This window comes from Amycolatopsis thermoflava N1165, assembly GCF_000473265.1.
GTDB lineage: Bacteria > Actinomycetota > Actinomycetes > Mycobacteriales > Pseudonocardiaceae > Amycolatopsis_E > Amycolatopsis_E thermoflava.
Window position 1 is genome coordinate 7,546,714 of sequence record NZ_KI421511.1, and the last position, 16,327, is coordinate 7,563,040.

Below are 16,327 nucleotides of genomic sequence, written 5' to 3' on the forward strand. Positions count from 1 at the left end.
GGACTTCACCACATGCAAACCGGACACGCCCTGCTCGCTGTCGGCGGCGCCTTCCTCGCCGCAGGCGTGCTGGCCAGAGCCGGCGCCCGCATCGGGCTGCCCACGATCCCCCTGTTCATGCTGGCCGGGTTCATCTTCGGCCCCAACACCCCCGGACTGTCGCTGGTGCACGATCCGGGCGAGCTGAGCGTGCTCGCCGGGCTCGGCCTGGTGTTCCTGCTCTTCTACCTGGGCCTGGAGTTCTCCCTCGACGACCTCGCCAAGGGCGGCCGCAAGCTGGCCGTGTCCGGTCTGGTCTACCTCGCGCTCAACATCGGCGGCGGGCTCGCGTTCGGGTTCCTGCTCGGCTGGGGCTCCAGCGAGGCGCTGGTGATCGCGGGCGCGATCGGGATCTCGTCCTCGGCGATCGTGACCAAACTGCTCGTCGAGACCGGCCGCACGCGGCACCCGGAATCACGCCTGATCATGGGCATCATCGTGATCGAGGACCTGTTCCTCGCGCTGTACCTGGCGCTGCTGCAGCCGGTGCTCTCCGGCGCCGACTCGTTCTGGCCCGCGCTCGCCGACTTCGGCAAGGCGCTCGGCTTCCTGCTGGCGCTCGCCGCGCTGGCCCGCTGGGGCGGGCGGCTGGTGTCGAAGCTGTTCGGCTCGGCCGACGACGAACTGCTGACCGTGTGCTTCGTCGGTGTCGCCGTGCTGGGCGCCGCGGTCGCCGAGGAGCTGGGCGTCTCCGACGCGATCGGCGCGTTCATGGTCGGCATGATGCTCGGCGGCTCGAAGGTCGCGCCCCGCATCCACAAGCTGGTCCTGCCGCTGCGGGACGCGTTCGGCGCGTTGTTCTTCTTCATCTTCGGGCTCAGCATCGACCCGGGCGCGGTCGGCACGGTCGTGGTGCCGGTGCTGATCGCCGTGGCGCTGACGCTCGCGTTGAACCTCGCGGCGGGCGCGATCGCGGCGAAGCTGCACTCGTTCGACGGCCAGGCCGGGCTGAACATCGGGCTCACCGTGCTCACCCGCGGCGAGTTCTCGCTGGTGCTGGCCACGCTCGCGGCGGCGGCCGGGCTGGACTCCCGCGTCGCGCCGTTCGTGGCGGGTTACGTGCTGCTGCTCGCGATCATCGGCCCGCTGGCGGTGCTGCGGTCGGCGAACCTGGCGCGGCTGTTCGGAGCGCGACGGGCATCACCAGTGTCGTGAACGAGCCCTGGTCGGCCGAGCGGACGCGGGCGACCTGCAGTGGCCCGGCGAACTCCAGCAGCACGTCGGGCCCGACGCCCGACTCCAGCGCCGCGCCCAGGACGGCGGGGTCGAAGCCGATACGCAGCTCGTCACCGCAGACGGCGGGCAGCACCGTGCCGCCGACGGCCAGCCGGTCCGGTCCGAGCACCAGCTCGGCCGGGCCGTCGGCGGGGAGCGCGTCCCGGAGCGCGACGCGGTCCACGACGACCCGCTGCGCCGGCACGGGCAGCGCGTCGAGCACCGCGCGGTAGTCCGGGAAGTCCTGGTCCAGCAGCGGCAGCGTCGTGCCGTCGAGGGTGACCTCGTCCTGCCGTGCCAGCCGCGGGCCGAGCGCGGCCAGCTCGCCGGCGGACACGACGAACCGGCCGGTGCCGCCGTGCACGGGCTGCAGTACACGCAACGCGAGCCGGTAGCGGTCGGTGGCGACGACGCGGACCTCGTCGCCGTCGGCCTCGATCAGCACGAAGTCCAGCGGCGCGCCCGCGGCGGGGGCGACCTGCCGGATCGCGCTCGCCAGGTCGAGGCCGGCGACCCGCACCGGGCCCGGCAGCAGACGCCCGACCGCCGCCGACGCGGCCCGGAAGTCCTCCCGCAGCCGCCGCCGGTGCGCCTCCAGCACCGCCCGCGCCTCGGTCGACGGTCCGTCGAGCACGGTCGTCACCTGCGCCAGTGGCAGGCCCGCCGCCCGCAGTTCACGCAGCCGCACGGCCCGCTCGACCTGGTCCTCGCGGTAGTAGCGGTAGCCGGTGGCCTCGTCCACGCGCGCGGGCGTGAGCACGCCGCAGTCGTCGTAGAAGCGCAACGCGCTCGGGGTGAGCCCGGCCAGCCGCGCGAAGGCGCTGATGGTCAGCATGCCGTCGATTCTGTGGCTTCCAGTGGCTCGAAGGTCAACAGCGGTTCAGCATGTCGGTCAGCGCCGCCTGCTCCGCGGTGGTGACGCTCAGCTGGTAGTAGTGCTTGACCTCGATCCAGTCGGTGGCGTAGGTGCACCAGAACGACTCCAGCGGCGGCCGCCACTCGTCCGGCGCCTTGTCGCTCTTCGACTGGTTGACGTTGTCGGTGACCGCCCACAACTGCGGGCGCACCAGGTCGTTCGCGAAGGCCTCGCGCCGGTCCTGCGTCCACGCCGACGCGCCGCTGACCCAGCTCTGCGCGAGCGGCACCATGTGATCGATGTCCACATCGGACGCCTTGGTCCAGGTCGCGCCGTCGTAGGGGCTGACCCAGGTGCCCGAGGTGGGCGAGCAGTCCTTGCCGACGACGACGTTCGTGCCCGAGCGCTTGAGCACCTCCTCGCGGGTGTTGCAGGCGCCCTCGACGGTGTCCCAGTGCGGGTACTTCTCCCGCGAATAGCCGTTCAGCGTGCCCCGCGGCTTGACCTGCAGCTCGGCGAGCTGCTGCCGCGCCACGCCTGGATCCGTCGCCGGATTCGCCTTCGACGGCGGCACCAGACCCGGCCGCCACACCACCACCAGAACCGCCACCACGACCGCCACCACCAGCGGCACCCACACCCGCGCCTTCACGTCGGTGAGGTTAAGTGATCAAGTACCGGCGGTACGCTGCGGTCTCCGGCGTGTCGACGAGGAGGTGCGCGTGGCCGAGCGGTTCGGTGGCTACCAGAACGAGATCTACCTGCACGGACTCGGCGGGACGAAGCCGCCGTTCACCACGGATCCGGTGCGGCTGGTCGAGTCGGCCCGCGAGGTGATGACCCCGGAGGCCTACGGCTACGTGGCGGGCGGCGCGGGCTCGGGCGCGACGATGGACGCCAACCGCGCGGCGTTCGACCGCTGGAAGCTGGTGCCGCGCATGCTGACCGACGCCACCGCGCGCACCACGTCGGCCACGGTGCTCGGGTCCGAGCTGCCGGCGCCGGTGCTGCTCGCACCGGTCGGGGTGCAGTCGATCGTGCACCCGGACGCCGAGCCGGCGACGGCGCGGGCCGCGGCGGCGCTGGGCCTGCCGATGATCCTGTCCACCGCGGCGTCGCACACGATCGAGGAGGTCGCCGAAGCCTCCGGCGACGGCCCGCGCTGGTTCCAGCTGTACTGGCCGTCCGACTCGGATGTCACCGCGAGCATCCTGACCCGCGCGAAGAAGGCCGGCTACACCACGCTCGTCGTCACGCTCGACACCTGGACGCTGGCCTGGCGCCCGCGGGACCTCGACTCCGCCTACCTGCCCTTCCTCAAGGGCGAGGGCCTGGCCACGCCGCTGTCCGACCCGGCCTTCCGCGCGCTGCTGGAGAAGGCGCCGGAGGACGACATGCCGTCGGCGATCCTGCGGTGGGTGTCGCTGTTCACCGGCACCGACCACAGCTGGAACCAGCTGCCGTTCCTGCGCGAGCACTGGGACGGCCCCATCGTGCTCAAGGGCATCCAGCACCCCGACGACGCGCGGCGCGCGGTCGACGCCGGGATGGACGGCATCGTGGTGTCCAACCACGGCGGACGGCAGGTCGACGGCGCGATCGGCTCGCTGGAGGCGCTGCCGCCGATCGCGAGCGCCGTCGGAGACCGCATCGAGGTGCTGTTCGACTCCGGTGTGCGGACCGGCGCGGACATCCTGAAGGCGCTGGCGCTGGGCGCGAAGGCGGTTCTCGTCGGGCGGCCCTGGGTGTACGGGCTGGGCCACGCGGGCGAGGACGGCGTGCGGCACGTGCTGCGCAGCCTGCTCGCGGACCTCGACCTCACCCTGGGGCTGACCGGGCACCGTTCGGTCGGGGAGCTGGGCCCGGAGTCGCTGCAGCGGTCCTGAGCACACCGAGCAGCCGCGACGCCAGCGGTTCCCGGGGCGGGCGGGTGAGGAAGTCCGCGAGCGCGAACAGGTCCAGCGCTCGGGCGGCCTCCCGCCAGCCCGCGGGGCACGGCCCGAAGCCCTCCAGCACGCCGTCCGTGAACGGGGTGTCGCCGAAGCGCAGGACGTTGCCCAGATCGGTGAGCGGGCTGCCGCTGTGCGCGAACTCCCAGTCCAGCACGGTCACCCGCCAGCCGTTGCCGTCGCGGGCGGCGATCAGGTTCTTCGGGTTGAAGTCGGAGTGCACCAGGCGCGCTTCGCCGTGCGGCACCAGCGGTGCCCATTCCCGCGCCCGCGCCAGGAGCCCGCGCAGGTCCGCGTCGGTGAGCGGCCAGCCAGGGTGCCGCCGTGCCAGGCAGGCGGTCACGAACCCGGCCAGGTCTCCCGGCATCTCGCCCAGCCGCAACGAGCCGTCGAGGAACCAGCCCGGCCGCACCAACCGCACCTCGCCGATCCGGGCGAGGGCCCGCCCGGCCGCGAGCCCCACCTCGCGGGCTTCGGTGCCGGGAAGCTCCGCCAGCAGGACCTCGACACCGGTGCCCGGCACGAACGCGCTCACCGACGCGTCCTCCGTGACGGCGATCACCTCGGGCGCGATCCCGGGCACCAGCCGGGCCACCGCGGCCTCGACCGCGGGCCGTCCGCCCACTTTGAGCACGTACCGGTCGTCCAGCGACCACACGGCTCCCCGGTACCCGCCGGACAGCTGCCGCCGCGGCAACCCGCCCAGGCCCAGCTCGTCCAGCCACTCCACGTGCGGTGCGGACATATTCGCAGGCTAGCCGGATCGCGCGGAGCTATCCTGGAAGCCGTATGTCTACGCGATCCCCCCTCGAAGACCTCCGGGCCCGGCTGCCCGGCTTGATGCTGCGCGACGAGCACCGGTTGCGCCGCCGGCTCGACGGCGCCCGCCGGGCACGCGACAAGGACCGCGTCGCGCGGGAGATCGCCGCCGACATCGACGCCGCCGAGGCCCGCGTGCAGCGCCGCCGCGCGCCGGAGATCCGCTACCCGGACGAGCTGCCGGTCTCCCAGCGCAAGGACGACATCGCCGCCGCGATCCGCGACCACCAGGTGGTGATCGTCGCGGGCGAGACCGGGTCGGGCAAGACCACGCAGCTGCCGAAGATCTGCCTCGAACTCGGCCTGGGCGTGCGCGGCCAGATCGGGCACACCCAGCCCCGCCGCCTGGCCGCGCGCACGGTCGCCGAGCGCATCGCCGAGGAGCTGAAGACCGAGCTGGGCAGCACGGTCGGCTACAAGGTGCGCTTCACCGACTCCAGCGGCGACGACACCATGGTCAAGCTGATGACCGACGGCATCCTGCTCGCCGAGATCCAGAGCGACCGGATGCTGCGCCGCTACGACACGCTCATCATCGACGAGGCCCACGAACGCAGCCTCAACATCGACTTCATCCTCGGCTACCTCAAGCAGCTCCTGCCGAAGCGCCCCGACCTCAAGGTGATCATCACCTCGGCGACCATCGACCCGGAGCGGTTCTCCAAGCACTTCGGCGACGCGCCGATCGTGGAGGTCTCCGGCCGCACCTACCCGGTCGAGGTCCGCTACCGCCCGATCGTCGACCCGGACGACCCGGCGTCCGAGGACCGCGACCAGGTCACCGCCATCGCCGACGCGGTCGAGGAGCTGTGCGCCGAAGGCCCCGGCGACATCCTCGTGTTCCTCTCCGGCGAGCGGGAGATCCGCGACACCGCCGACGCGCTGAACAAGATGGACCTGCGCAATACCGAGGTGCTGCCGCTGTATGCGCGCCTGTCCGCGGCGGACCAGCACCGCGTGTTCAGCCGCCACACCGGCCGCCGGATCGTGCTCGCCACCAACGTCGCCGAGACGTCGCTGACCGTGCCCGGCATCAAGTACGTCATCGACCCGGGCACCGCGCGCATCTCCCGCTACAGCCACCGCACCAAGGTGCAGCGGCTGCCGATCGAGCCGGTCTCGCAGGCCTCGGCCAACCAGCGCAAGGGCCGCTGCGGCCGCACCTCCGACGGTATCTGCATCCGGCTCTACAGCGAAGAGGATTTCCTGTCCCGGCCGGAGTTCACCGACCCGGAGATCCTGCGCACCAACCTCGCGTCGGTCATCCTGCAGATGACCTCGCTCGGCCTCGGCGACCTGGCCGCGTTCCCGTTCGTCGACCCGCCGGACCGCCGCCAGATCACCGCCGGTGTCCAGCTGCTGCAGGAACTCGGCGCGCTGGAGGAGTCCACGAAGGAGCGCCGGCTCACCGAGATCGGCCGTCAGCTCGCGCAGCTGCCCGTCGACCCGCGGCTGGGCCGGATGGTGCTGGAGGGCGCGCGCACCGGCTGCGTCCGCGAGGTCATGATCATCGCCGCCGCGCTGTCCATCCAGGACCCACGCGAGCGGCCCGCGGACAAGCAGGAGGCCGCGGCCCAGCAGCACGCCCGGTTCGCCGACAAGTCCTCGGACTTCGTGGCCTACCTGAACCTGTGGGAGTACCTGCGGGAGCTGCAGAAGACGCTGTCCAACAGCCAGTTCCGCAAGCGCTGCAAGGCGGAATACCTGAACTACCTGCGCGTGCGGGAGTGGCAGGACATCTACAGCCAGCTGCGGCAGCTCGCCAAGCCGCTGGGCGTCACGCTGATCTCCGAGCCCGCGGACGCGCAGCGCGTGCACACCGCGCTGATCGCCGGGCTGCTGTCGCACATCGGCCTCAAGGACCCGGAGAAGGGCGACTACCTCGGCGCGCGCGGCACCCGGTTCGCGATCTTCCCCGGCTCGGCGCTGTTCAAGAAGCAGCCGCGCTGGGTGATGTCGGCGGAGCTGGTCGAGACGTCGAAGCTGTGGGGCCGGGTCAACGCGCGCATCGAGCCGGAGTGGATCGAGCCGCTGGCGCAGCACGTCGTCAAGCGCACCTACTCGGAGCCGCACTGGGAACGCAAGCGCGGCGCGGTGGTGGCATCGGAGCGGGTGACACTGTACGGGGTGCCGCTGGTCGTCGGCCGCAAGGTGGACTACGGGCGCATCGACCCGGAAACCTCGCGTGAGCTGTTCATCCGCCACGCGCTCGTGGAGGGCGACTGGGACACCGGCCACAAGTTCTTCAAGGAGAACCGCGCGCTGCTGGACGAGGTCGAGGACCTGGAGAACCGGGCCCGGCGCCGCGACCTGCTGGTGGACGACGAAACCCTGTTCGAGTTCTACGACCGGCGGGTCCCCGCGGAGGTCGTGTCCGCGCGGCACTTCGACAGCTGGTGGAAGAAGGTCCGCGGCGCCCAGCCGGACCTGCTGAACTTCGAAAAGGCCATGCTGCTCAACGAGGCCGCGCAGCAGGTGTCCGAATCGGACTACCCGGACACCTGGACGCAGGGCTCGCTGCGGTTCCCGCTGACCTACCAGTTCGAGCCGGGCGCGGACGCCGACGGCGTCACCGTGCACATCCCGGTCGCGGTGCTCAACCAGGTCACGCCCGACGGGTTCGACTGGCAGGTGCCCGGGTTGCGCGAGGAGCTGGTCACGGCGCTGATCAAGTCGCTGCCGAAGCAGTTGCGGCGCAACTTCGTGCCCGCCCCGGACACCGCTGCCGCGGTCCTCGCCCGGGTCGGTCCCGAGGACGGCCCGCTGCTCGACGTGCTGGCCCGCGAACTGGAGGCCCTGCGCGGGGTCGCGGTGCCGCCGGACGCGTGGCAGCTCGACGCGGTGCCGCACCACCTGCGGATGACGTTCCGGGTGGTCAACGACAAGCGCCGCAAGCTCGCCGAGGGCAAGGACCTGGCCGTCCTCAAGGAGGAGCTGAGCGGCGAGGTGCGGGCGACGATCTCGGCGGCCGCGGACAGCATCGAGCGGTCCGGCCTGACCACGCCCGCGTTCGGTGAGCTGCCGCGGGTGTTCGCCGGGAAGCGGCGCGGGCACCAGGTGAAGGCGTACCCGGCGCTGGTCGACGAGGGCGACACGGTGGCCGTGCGCATGCTGGACACGCCGGTGCAGCAGCGGCAGCGGATGTGGCAGGGCACGCGGAAGTTGTTGCGGCTCAACATGCCCTCGCCGATGAAGTTCATCAACAGGGCGTTGACCAACCAGGCGAAGCTGACGCTGAGCCGCAACCCGCACGGCAGTGTCGCGGCGCTGCTGGAGGACTGCGTCGACTGCGCGGTGGACAAGCTGATGGCCGACAACGGCGGCCCGGTGTGGGACGAGGCCGGGTTCGCGGTGCTGCTGGAGAAGGTGCGCGGTGCGCTGAATCCGACGGTGCTGGACGTGCTCACCGAGGTCGAGAAGATCCTGAAGGCCGCTAACGAGGCCGAGGTCGCCCTGGAGGGCGCGCGCGGGCCTGCGGAGTCGCTGGCGGACATGCGGCAGCAGCTGTCGCGGCTGGTGTACCCCGGGTTTGTCACCGCGACCGGGTTCGACCGGCTGCCGCACCTGGTGCGGTACCTGCGCGGGATCGGGCGGCGGGTGGAGAAGCTGCCGTCGACTGGCGCGAAGGACGTCGAACTGCTGCGTGACGTCGAGTGGGTGACGGGCGAGTACGAGGCGGCGGTCGCCGCGCTCCCGCCGGGTGTGTCGCCGGGGCCGGAGCTGCTCGAGGTGCGGTGGATGATCGAGGAGCTGCGGGTGAGTTTCTTCGCGCAGACCCTCGGCACGGCGCACCCGGTGTCGTTGAAGCGGGTGATCCGGGCGCTGGACAAGGCCGCCGCTTAGCTATTTGGCGTCGGCGTAGGTGTCGACGGTGACCGGTTGCATGGGGAAGTGCACGGGGCAGGCGGCGCCGAACGTGAGCGCGGCGGCCTCGGGCACGGACTCGCCGATCGCGGCTTCGACGGCGGGTGCGAGTTCCTCGGGCGAGTGCACGATGACCTCGTCGTGCTGGAAGAACACCAGGTGGGCGGGCTCGGGCAGCTTGCGGCGCAGGGTGGCGAGCAGCACCGCGGTGAAGTCGGCCGCGCTGGCCTGCACGACGAAGTTGCGGGTGAAGCGGCCCCAGTTGCGGGCCGCCTGGCGGGCGCGGGTCTCGTCCTCGTTCGCGCCGCCGGTGAGGGCGCGCCACGCTTCGCTCGGCGCGGGGGAGACGCGCCCGAGCCGGGAGCGGACGCGCTCGCCACGTTCCCCGGCCTGCGCGGCACGCTCCACATAGGACACCGCGTCCGGGAAGCGTTGCCGCAGCAGGGCGAGCAGCGACGCGGCTTCGCCGGCCGTGCCGCCGTACATCGCGGACAGCATGGCGATCTTCGCGCGGGGCCGTCCGGCTTCGGGGGTCATCGTGCCGGCGAACATGGCTTCGGACAGGCGGGCGTACAGGTCGGTGGAGGCGGAGGCTTCGGCAAGGCGGCGGTCGCCGGACAGGGCGGCCAGCACGCGGGGTTCGAGCTGGGCGGCGTCGGCCACCACGAGTTTCCAGCCGGGGTCGGCTTGCACGCACACGCGCAGGGTCTTGGGGATCTGGAGCGCGCCGCCGCCGCTGCTGGCCCACCGGCCGGACACCACGCCCCCGACGACCCACTCGGGCCGGAACCGCCCGTCGGCGACCCATTCGTCCAGCCACACCCAGCCGTTCGCGGAGTGCAGGCGGGAGAGTTCGCGGTACTCGATGAGCAGGGGGACGGCCGGGTGGTCGACGTCGCGCAGGACGTGCGCCCTGGCGGACGGGATGGAGATGCCCTCGCGGCCGAACGCGCGCACGATGGTCTGCGGGCTGTCCGGGTTCACCCGTTTGCCGCCGAAGGCCTCGGTGATGCGCGCCGCCAGCTCGACCAGTTTCTTGGGCCGCTGACCGGCAGGCACGCGGGGCCCGAGCAGTTCGGTCAGGAGCGCGTCGTGCACGTCGGCGCGCCACGGCAACCCGTCGGCCCGCATCTCCTCGGCGACGAGCGCGCTGGCCGATTCGGCGGCGACGAGCAACCGGAAGCGCTCCGGGTGCTCGACGTGCCTCATGCGGCGCTCCTGGTTCTCGAGCACGGCGGCAGCCGCCTCGGCGACGCTGGTTCCGGGCGGGAGGCCGGAGCCGCGGGTCTCGAAGAGAGCGGGCTGGGAGTCCGCGTGGCTGGGCGCGTCCGGTGGGGGTTCCTGACCGTGGAGCCGGGCCCACGCGGCCGGCAGCGCCTTGGGCTGGCCGGCTTTGCCTTCTGCCGCGAGCAGGAGACCTTCGGTGAGGGCGAGGTCGTGGCAGCGCCGCAGGCGGAGGTTCGAGCGCAGCAGGAGGGGGTAGAGCTGCGGGACCGAGGGGAAGACCCAGCGCGGGGCTTCGGTGCGCTCCAGTGTTTCGAGGTGTTCCGCCAGGTGGTGCCCGGGCAGGCGCTGTTGCTGGTGCGGGGTGGATACGAGGAAGCCGCCGTCCTCCTCCCGCGTGACGATGACCTGCACCTGTTCATTGTGCGCTGGGGGTACGACAGTTTCGGCGCGCGTCGCCGTGTCCGGGCGGCGGTGCAGAGATCAAGGGATGTCCTCGCCGGACGGGCAGGCTCCGGGATGACCACCCAGCTTGGTTGGGGTTCAGGGCATGCGCTGCGCGCTCCGCGCGCTCGCCGCGCGCGCTCGCCGGAGGCCGCGCTTCGGCTGCCGCGCCGCCCGGCGCTGATGCACCCCGTACGTTTACCGCGCGCTGCGGCACCCTTGCCCTGCCGCACCCTCGCGTTGTCGCACCCTCGGTGCCTCTACGCGCTGCCCGCTACCCGTGCCCGACGCCGGTGCCAGCGCGCCCGCTGCGCGCTCGCGCGCTGCCCGCGCGCTCACTCGCTCCGCGCTCCGCCCCGCGCCGCGCTCACTCGCGCCGCTCCCCGCGCTCACTCGCTCCGCGCTACCGAGCTCCGCGGCACCCGCTCGGCGTTGCCGCTCCCGCGCTGCCGCGCCCCCGCGGGCCGCGCTGCCGCGCCCCCGCTCCGCTCCGCCGCGCCCGCTCCGCTCCGCCGCGCCCGCTCCGCTCCGCCGCGCCCGCTCCGCTCCGCCGCGCCGGCTCCGCTCCGCCCCGCGCACCGCGCCCCGCGCTCCGCGCTCCGCCCCGCGCACCGCTCCACCACCCAACCACCCCCCACCCCAACCTCGCCCGATTTGTCCCCTTCGCCCCACTCACCCCGACCGCTGGCGCGCCCCCTCGTCTTTCGGCTACTGTCCAGTAACCACACATACTCCCAGTACGGTCGGCCCAATGGAGGTGCTGTCCATGCGTATTCCGCCCCGCTTGTCCGTGCTCCCCGGCAAGGTGGCGGAGACCGCCCGCGGCCTGGAGGTCATGTGGCGCGCCGGGCTCGTCCCGTTTCCCCGGCTGGACGAGGGCCTGCGCAGCGTGATCGCGACCCGCAAGGTGGGTCCGTTCGCCGCCGCGGCGCAGACGTCCGCCCGGCGCGATCCGAACGCCATCGGGCTGGTCGACGAGCTGGGGCCGCTCACCTTCCGCGAGCTCGACCTGCGCTCCAACGCGCTGGCCCGCGCCTGGGAAGAACGCGGCGTCCGCCCGGGCACCGTCATCGCGGCGCTGTGCCGGGACCACCGCGGCCTGGTCACGGTCATGATCGCGGCGGGCAAGGTCGGCGCGCGCCTGCTGTTGATGAACACCGGCTTCGCGAAACCGCAGCTCACCGACGTCGCGGCGCGGGAGAAGGTGCAGGTGCTCGTCTACGACCAGGAGTTCACCGACCTCCTGTCCGGCATCCCGGACACCGTCGACCGCTACCTGGCCTGGGTGGACGAACCCGACCCGGCGGACCGCATCCCCGTCCTCGACGAGCTGATCGCCAGCACCGACGACCGCCCCCTGCCGGCGCCGCCCCAGCGTGGCGGGTTCGTCCTGCTCACCAGCGGCACCACCGGCACCCCGAAGGGCGCGCCGCGCGAACGGACCTCCGTGCTGGCCACCGTCCAGTTCCTCGACCGCATCCCGCTGCGCGCCGGCGAGGCCACGTTCCTCGGCGCGCCCATCTTCCACGGCACCGGCATCTCGCAGTTCATCCTGTCGTTCGCGCTCGGCTGCAAGGTCGTGCTGCGCCGCCGGTTCGACCCCGAAGCCACCCTGAAGGGCGTCGCCGACCACGGGTGCACCGCGCTGGTCCTCGTCCCGACCATGCTGCAGCGCATCGTCGACCTCGGGCCGGACGTCCTCGGCAAGTACGACACGTCGTCGCTGCGGATCATCTTCGTCGCGGGCTCCGCGTTGTCCCCCGACCTCGGCAACCGCGCCACCGAGGCGTTCGGCGACGTGATCTACAACCTGTACGGGTCCACCGAGGTCGCGGTCGCCACCGTCGCCACCCCCGAGGACTGGCGCAAGGCCCCCGGCACCGTCGGCCGCCCGCCGGTGACCTGCAAGGTCCAGCTGTACGACGAGCAGGGCAACCGCATCACCGAGCCGCACGTCACCGGGCGTGTCTTCGTCGGCAGCGGCCTGTCCTTCGAGGGCTACACCGACGGCCGCCACAAGGAGATCATCGACGGCCTGCTCTCCACCGGCGACGTCGGCCACTTCGACGAGGACGGCCTGCTGTTCATCGACGGCCGCGACGACGAGATGATCGTCTCCGGCGGCGAGAACGTGTTCCCGGTCGAGGTGGAGAACCTGCTCGTGGAGCACCCGGACGTGCTCGAAGCCGCCGTGATCGGCGTGCCGGACGCCGACTTCGGCCAGCGCCTCAAGGCGATCGTGGTCACGAAGAAGGACTCCAAGCTCGACGCCGACGCCGTCCGCGACTACGTCAAGGGCAACCTCGCCCGCTACAAGGTGCCGCGCGACGTCGAGTTCGTGCCGGAGCTGCCACGCAACGCCACCGGGAAGGTCCTCCGCAACAAACTGAGCTGACGCGCCGTGGAGGAGATCCGCCTCCGCCGAGCCCTGATCGGGATGTGCGGGACCCAGGTGGTCAGCTGGGGCGCGCTGTACTACGCGCTCCCGGTGGCCACCGCGCAGATCGCGGGCACCACCGGGTGGACACCGGGCACGATCACGCTCGCCTTCTCGGCCGGCCTGCTGGTCGCGGCGGTCGCTGGTATCCCGGTCGGCCGCCTGCTCGACCGGTACGGCCCGCGGCCGGTGATGACCGCGGGGTCGGCGCTCGCGGCGGTGGCGCTCGTGCTGGTCGCCACGGCACCGAGCAGGCCGCTGTTCTTCCTCGCCTGGGTGGTCGTCGGCGTCGCACAGGCGATGCAGCTGTACCCGCCGGTGTTCGCGGCGATCACCTGCTGGTACGGCGAGCGCCGCGCGCGTCCGCTGACCGTCGTGACGCTCGTCGGCGGCCTGGCGAGCACCGTGTTCGCGCCGCTCACCGCGCTGCTGGTCGACCAGGTCGGCTGGCGCGCGAGCTACCTCGTCTACGCCGCGGTCTTCCTGCTCGTCAACCTGCCCGTGCACTGGCTGCTGCTCACGCCGGCCTGGCCGGACCACCGCACGCGACCGGCCGCCACCCCGGTGCGGCAGGTGACCCGCTCCGCCCGGTTCCGGTTGCTGCAGACCGCGATGACCCTGGCCGCTCTCGGGTTGTACGCCTCCGCGATCGTGGTCGTGCCGCTGTTCGTCGAGCGTGGTCTGAGCCACGCGGTCGCGTCGGTCGCGCTGGGGCTCGTCGGCGCCGGGCAGGTCCTCGGGCGGCTCGTCTTCGCCGCCGTGCCGCGCACCAGCGCGCCCGCGTCCCGCACGGTCGGCGTCCTCGCCGCGAGCTGCGCCGCGCTGGTCCTGCTGGCTCTGCTGCCCGGGCCCGCGGGCGCGTTGCTGGCGGTCGCGGTGGTGCTCGGGATGGCCCGCGGCGCCTACACGCTCGTGCAGGCCACGGCCGTCGCCGACCGGTGGACGACGGCCCGCTTCGGGGCGCTCAACGGGATGTTCACCGCCCCGATCACCGCGGCGACGGCCATCGCGCCGGGCGGGGCGATCGTGCTCGCCGAGCGGGTCGGCGGGTACAGCACGGCCCTGATCCTGCTCGCCGTGCTCGCGGCGGGCGCCGCTGTCCTCGCGGCCTTCACCTGAACGAGTGCCGTCGGGCTACCGAGACGGGCCGTTCGGCGACGCTGACCGGCCGGTGGGCGCTCAAACCCGACGATCTCGTGACGGTGGCGACTCGTTTCTGCACGATGAGTGAGGTCGCGCCCTGCCGCGACATGGAGCGCGGCCCCCTGCTGCCACAGGGAGCCGCGCGGCGTCGACCGTCCCTCCCGGAGAGGAAGGCATCAACGTGCCCACCGTACAACCGCGCCGCGAAGATCCGCGGCAGGTGCCGTCGCCGGAACGGCGGAAGGTCGTGCTCGACGGGTCGTTCCTGGCCGCGGTCGAACCCCAGGACCGCCCGCCACCCGCCCGCCCCGGGGGCAGGCGGTTCCTCCGCCGGACCGCGCGGGGCGGGGCGCGCGTGTGGCGGGTCGCGCTGGTCGGCCTCACCGCGGCGTCGTCGCTGGCGATGATCGTGTTCGCGTTGCTGAAGGCGATCCCGCTGACGGTGCTGTCGATGCTGGCGCTGGTCGTGGTCAAGATCGCCGACCACTGGCACAGCAGGCGCCTCGGCAGCGTCTGATCAGCCGAGCAGGCGAGCCTTCTGCGACTGGAACTCCGCCTCGGTGAGCACCCCCTGGTCACGCAGCTGTCCCAGCTCGCGCAGCTGGGACAGCACGTCGGTTTGGCTGGGCGCGGGTGGTGCCGTCTCCGCGGCGCGCTCCGCGTCCTGCCGAGCCCACCGGCCTTCCTGCCTGCGCGTGACGCGGTTCGCGACACCCTTGGCAGTGCCGGCGACGATGGCGGTGCGGGCGATCCCCCGCAGCAGACCGGGCATGGTGGACCTCCTGTAGTCCTCGGTGGTGGATCAGGCTTCGGCGGCGTCGAGGGCGGCGAGTAGCGCCTGCACCGGGACGCGCCCGCCTGCGACCAGCTGCGCGCCGTTGCGCCGCAGCTCCCGTGCGAGCGGCGCGGCCCACAGGTTTTCGTACAGCAGGACCACCCCCACCGTGCCCGGTTCGAGGACCCCGCCTGCGGCCTCGACGTCCTCGTCGTCCAGCAGGCCGGACCGCGCGCCGGCGAACACCGACAGCTCCACGGACGGCTCGCCGTCGAGGTCGTCGAGCGCGAGCCGGGCGATGCTCCCGTCCGGCCCCGTGCTGACGATCTCCAGGTCGATCACGCGGATGATCCCGCGGTCGACCAGGTCGAGGAGCAGGTCGAGTCCGCGCCCGGTCATCCGGTCCGCGGGCATCTCGATCACCAGATAGTCGACGGGACCCATCTCGTCGAGTCCGGTCGCGGTGGTGGTGGCTTCCGGCGCGCTCATGGCAGACCTCCCGGCTCGTGGGGTCCCACCGTCGCGCGTCCACCCCGTGCGGCTCTTCGTCCGTGGCGGGTGAGATCCAGCCGGGGCCGGCCCGGTCACTCCCAGGAGATGCCGAACACCCCTGGCCCGTAGTCGAGCGCCACGGCGTGCACCCCGCCGGCCGTGTCCAGGTGCAGCTCCCGCCGCTCCTCGGTCTCCGCCGAGCCCCGGCGCGCGTACTGCCAGCACTTGCGCAGCGCCTCGGCCTCGTCGAAGCGGATCTCCAGGAGGTACTCGCGGATGGGGCGGCGGAACTCGCGGTAGTAGGTGTTCTCGCAGTCCGGGTACGGCGGCCCGCTGTTGGTGAGCGTGTACTCGATCAGGCAGGTCTCGCCCCGGTGGATCGGGCGGTCGAACAGCAGTTCCGCGACGGTCAGGCCGTGCTCCGGGTCGATCTCGACCCGTCCGCTGCGGCAGTTGCGCAGCTGGTGCAGCGTGGGCGCGGGCGCGCCGCCGTGGTCGTACACCAGGATCCAGCGGTCCTGCCGGTCGGCGGTGGCCTGGAACACCGAGCGCGTGGTCAGCGACCGCTGGCGACCCCCGGCCGCGATCTCGCACCGGTCGTGCAGGTTGACCAGGTTCAGCCGGTGCTGCTGCTCCAGCGCGTGCGGCGCGCCGACCCGCTCCAGCAGGATCCGCAGCGCCTCCATCGGGAACTTCACGACACCGTCCGCCTGCCTGCGGGACGGCAGCCCGCGCGGACGCGGCGGCGGGAGCAGGGACAGCAGCTCGCCGCGCTGCAGGCCGAGGACGTCCTCGAGCACCCGCACCGCCGAGATCGAGCTCTGCCGCTCGGGCTGCCGCTTGCCGGACTGCCAGTAGCTCAGGGCCGTGACGCTGATCGGCACGCCGCTGGCCTGCAAGCGGGCCTGGATGCGATCGAGACTCAGCCCACTGCGGGCGATCGCGGACCGGAGTTTGCTGGCGAACGGGCTCGGCACCGCGCGCTCGGACGTGGACACCTGCTACCACCTGGAAATCGACTTCGCCACCGCTGATGGTAGCAGTGTGTGACCTCTACTCGTCCGAGAATG

The 16,327-nt window shown here is 72.6% G+C and carries 13 protein-coding genes; 6 read left to right on the plus strand and 7 right to left on the minus strand.

Annotated features, from left to right (window positions below; translation table 11 throughout):
* The first annotated feature begins 12 nt into the window (after positions 1–12).
* The gene (locus AMYTH_RS0137450; RefSeq protein WP_027934523.1) at positions 13–1,194 is read left to right on the plus strand and encodes a cation:proton antiporter; all 1,182 of its coding nucleotides are present in this window, start codon (positions 13–15) and stop codon (positions 1,192–1,194) included.
* Here AMYTH_RS0137450 and AMYTH_RS0137455 read toward each other — a convergent pair.
* On the minus strand, positions 1,115–2,089 hold the full coding sequence (locus AMYTH_RS0137455; protein WP_027934524.1) for a MerR family transcriptional regulator: 975 nt from the start codon (positions 2,087–2,089) through the stop codon (positions 1,115–1,117). The two genes, AMYTH_RS0137450 and AMYTH_RS0137455, sit on opposite strands and share 80 nt — an antisense overlap.
* Positions 2,090–2,123: 34 nt before the next feature.
* Complete coding sequence (locus AMYTH_RS0137460) at positions 2,124–2,762, minus strand: HNH endonuclease family protein (RefSeq protein ID WP_027934525.1); 639 nt, start codon at positions 2,760–2,762, stop codon at positions 2,124–2,126.
* Between the two features lie 70 nt (positions 2,763–2,832).
* On the opposite strand from AMYTH_RS0137460, the gene AMYTH_RS0137465 reads away from it, so the two are divergent.
* A complete protein-coding gene (locus tag AMYTH_RS0137465) occupies positions 2,833–3,996 on the plus strand; it encodes a lactate 2-monooxygenase (RefSeq protein ID WP_027934526.1) in 1,164 nt (387 codons plus the stop codon).
* Here the strand turns inward: AMYTH_RS0137465 and AMYTH_RS0137470 are convergent.
* On the minus strand, positions 3,929–4,804 hold the full coding sequence (locus AMYTH_RS0137470) for a phosphotransferase family protein (RefSeq protein WP_027934527.1): 876 nt from the start codon (positions 4,802–4,804) through the stop codon (positions 3,929–3,931). The genes AMYTH_RS0137465 and AMYTH_RS0137470 overlap by 68 nt on opposite strands.
* A gap of 44 nt (positions 4,805–4,848) precedes the next feature.
* Between AMYTH_RS0137470 and hrpA the strand changes: the two genes are divergently transcribed.
* Entirely contained in the window at positions 4,849–8,721 is a 3,873-nt protein-coding gene (gene hrpA, locus AMYTH_RS0137475; RefSeq protein ID WP_084022757.1) for an ATP-dependent RNA helicase HrpA, read from the plus strand.
* On the opposite strand, the gene AMYTH_RS0137480 is transcribed toward hrpA, so the two are convergent.
* Positions 8,722–10,380 (minus strand): bifunctional 3'-5' exonuclease/DNA polymerase, encoded by a 1,659-nt coding sequence (locus AMYTH_RS0137480; protein ID WP_027934529.1) that lies wholly within the window; start codon positions 10,378–10,380, stop codon positions 8,722–8,724.
* A gap of 796 nt (positions 10,381–11,176) precedes the next feature.
* Here AMYTH_RS0137480 and AMYTH_RS0137485 point away from each other — a divergent pair.
* The 3 genes from AMYTH_RS0137485 to AMYTH_RS0137495 all read left to right on the plus strand — a co-directional run bounded on the left by AMYTH_RS0137485 (position 11,177) and on the right by AMYTH_RS0137495 (position 14,507).
* Positions 11,177–12,805 (plus strand): acyl-CoA synthetase, encoded by a 1,629-nt coding sequence (locus tag AMYTH_RS0137485; RefSeq protein ID WP_027934530.1) that lies wholly within the window; start codon positions 11,177–11,179, stop codon positions 12,803–12,805.
* 6 nt (positions 12,806–12,811) lie between these two features.
* Positions 12,812–13,966 (plus strand): MFS transporter, encoded by a 1,155-nt coding sequence (locus tag AMYTH_RS0137490; protein ID WP_027934531.1) that lies wholly within the window; start codon positions 12,812–12,814, stop codon positions 13,964–13,966.
* 205 nt (positions 13,967–14,171) lie between these two features.
* A complete protein-coding gene (locus AMYTH_RS0137495) occupies positions 14,172–14,507 on the plus strand; it encodes a hypothetical protein (RefSeq protein ID WP_027934532.1) in 336 nt (111 codons plus the stop codon).
* On the opposite strand, the gene AMYTH_RS0137500 is transcribed toward AMYTH_RS0137495, so the two are convergent.
* From AMYTH_RS0137500 to AMYTH_RS0137510, 3 genes are all read right to left on the minus strand, one after another.
* The gene (locus tag AMYTH_RS0137500; RefSeq protein ID WP_027934533.1) at positions 14,508–14,762 is read right to left on the minus strand and encodes an SHOCT domain-containing protein; all 255 of its coding nucleotides are present in this window, start codon (positions 14,760–14,762) and stop codon (positions 14,508–14,510) included.
* A gap of 30 nt (positions 14,763–14,792) precedes the next feature.
* On the minus strand, positions 14,793–15,254 hold the full coding sequence (locus AMYTH_RS0137505; RefSeq protein ID WP_208722402.1) for a DUF6325 family protein: 462 nt from the start codon (positions 15,252–15,254) through the stop codon (positions 14,793–14,795).
* A gap of 95 nt (positions 15,255–15,349) precedes the next feature.
* Positions 15,350–16,255 carry a hypothetical protein gene (locus AMYTH_RS0137510; RefSeq protein WP_027934535.1) on the minus strand — a complete coding sequence of 302 codons (906 nt, stop codon included), beginning with the start codon at positions 16,253–16,255 and terminating at the stop codon, positions 15,350–15,352.
* Positions 16,256–16,327: the final 72 nt, after the last annotated feature.

Excerpts from the sequence above, each read along its gene's own strand:
- AMYTH_RS0137470 (WP_027934527.1), bottom strand. The coding sequence starts at position 4,804 with ATGTCCGCACCGCACGTGGAGTGGCTGGACGAGCTGGGCCTGGGCGGG.
- AMYTH_RS0137500 (WP_027934533.1), bottom strand. The coding sequence starts at position 14,762 with ATGCCCGGTCTGCTGCGGGGGATCGCCCGCACCGCCATCGTCGCCGGC.
- hrpA (WP_084022757.1), top strand. The coding sequence starts at position 4,849 with ATGTCTACGCGATCCCCCCTCGAAGACCTCCGGGCCCGGCTGCCCGGC.
- AMYTH_RS0137455 (WP_027934524.1), bottom strand. The coding sequence starts at position 2,089 with ATGCTGACCATCAGCGCCTTCGCGCGGCTGGCCGGGCTCACCCCGAGC.
- AMYTH_RS0137505 (WP_208722402.1), bottom strand. The coding sequence starts at position 15,254 with ATGAGCGCGCCGGAAGCCACCACCACCGCGACCGGACTCGACGAGATG.
- AMYTH_RS0137485 (WP_027934530.1), top strand. The coding sequence starts at position 11,177 with ATGCGTATTCCGCCCCGCTTGTCCGTGCTCCCCGGCAAGGTGGCGGAG.
- AMYTH_RS0137450 (WP_027934523.1), top strand. The coding sequence starts at position 13 with ATGCAAACCGGACACGCCCTGCTCGCTGTCGGCGGCGCCTTCCTCGCC.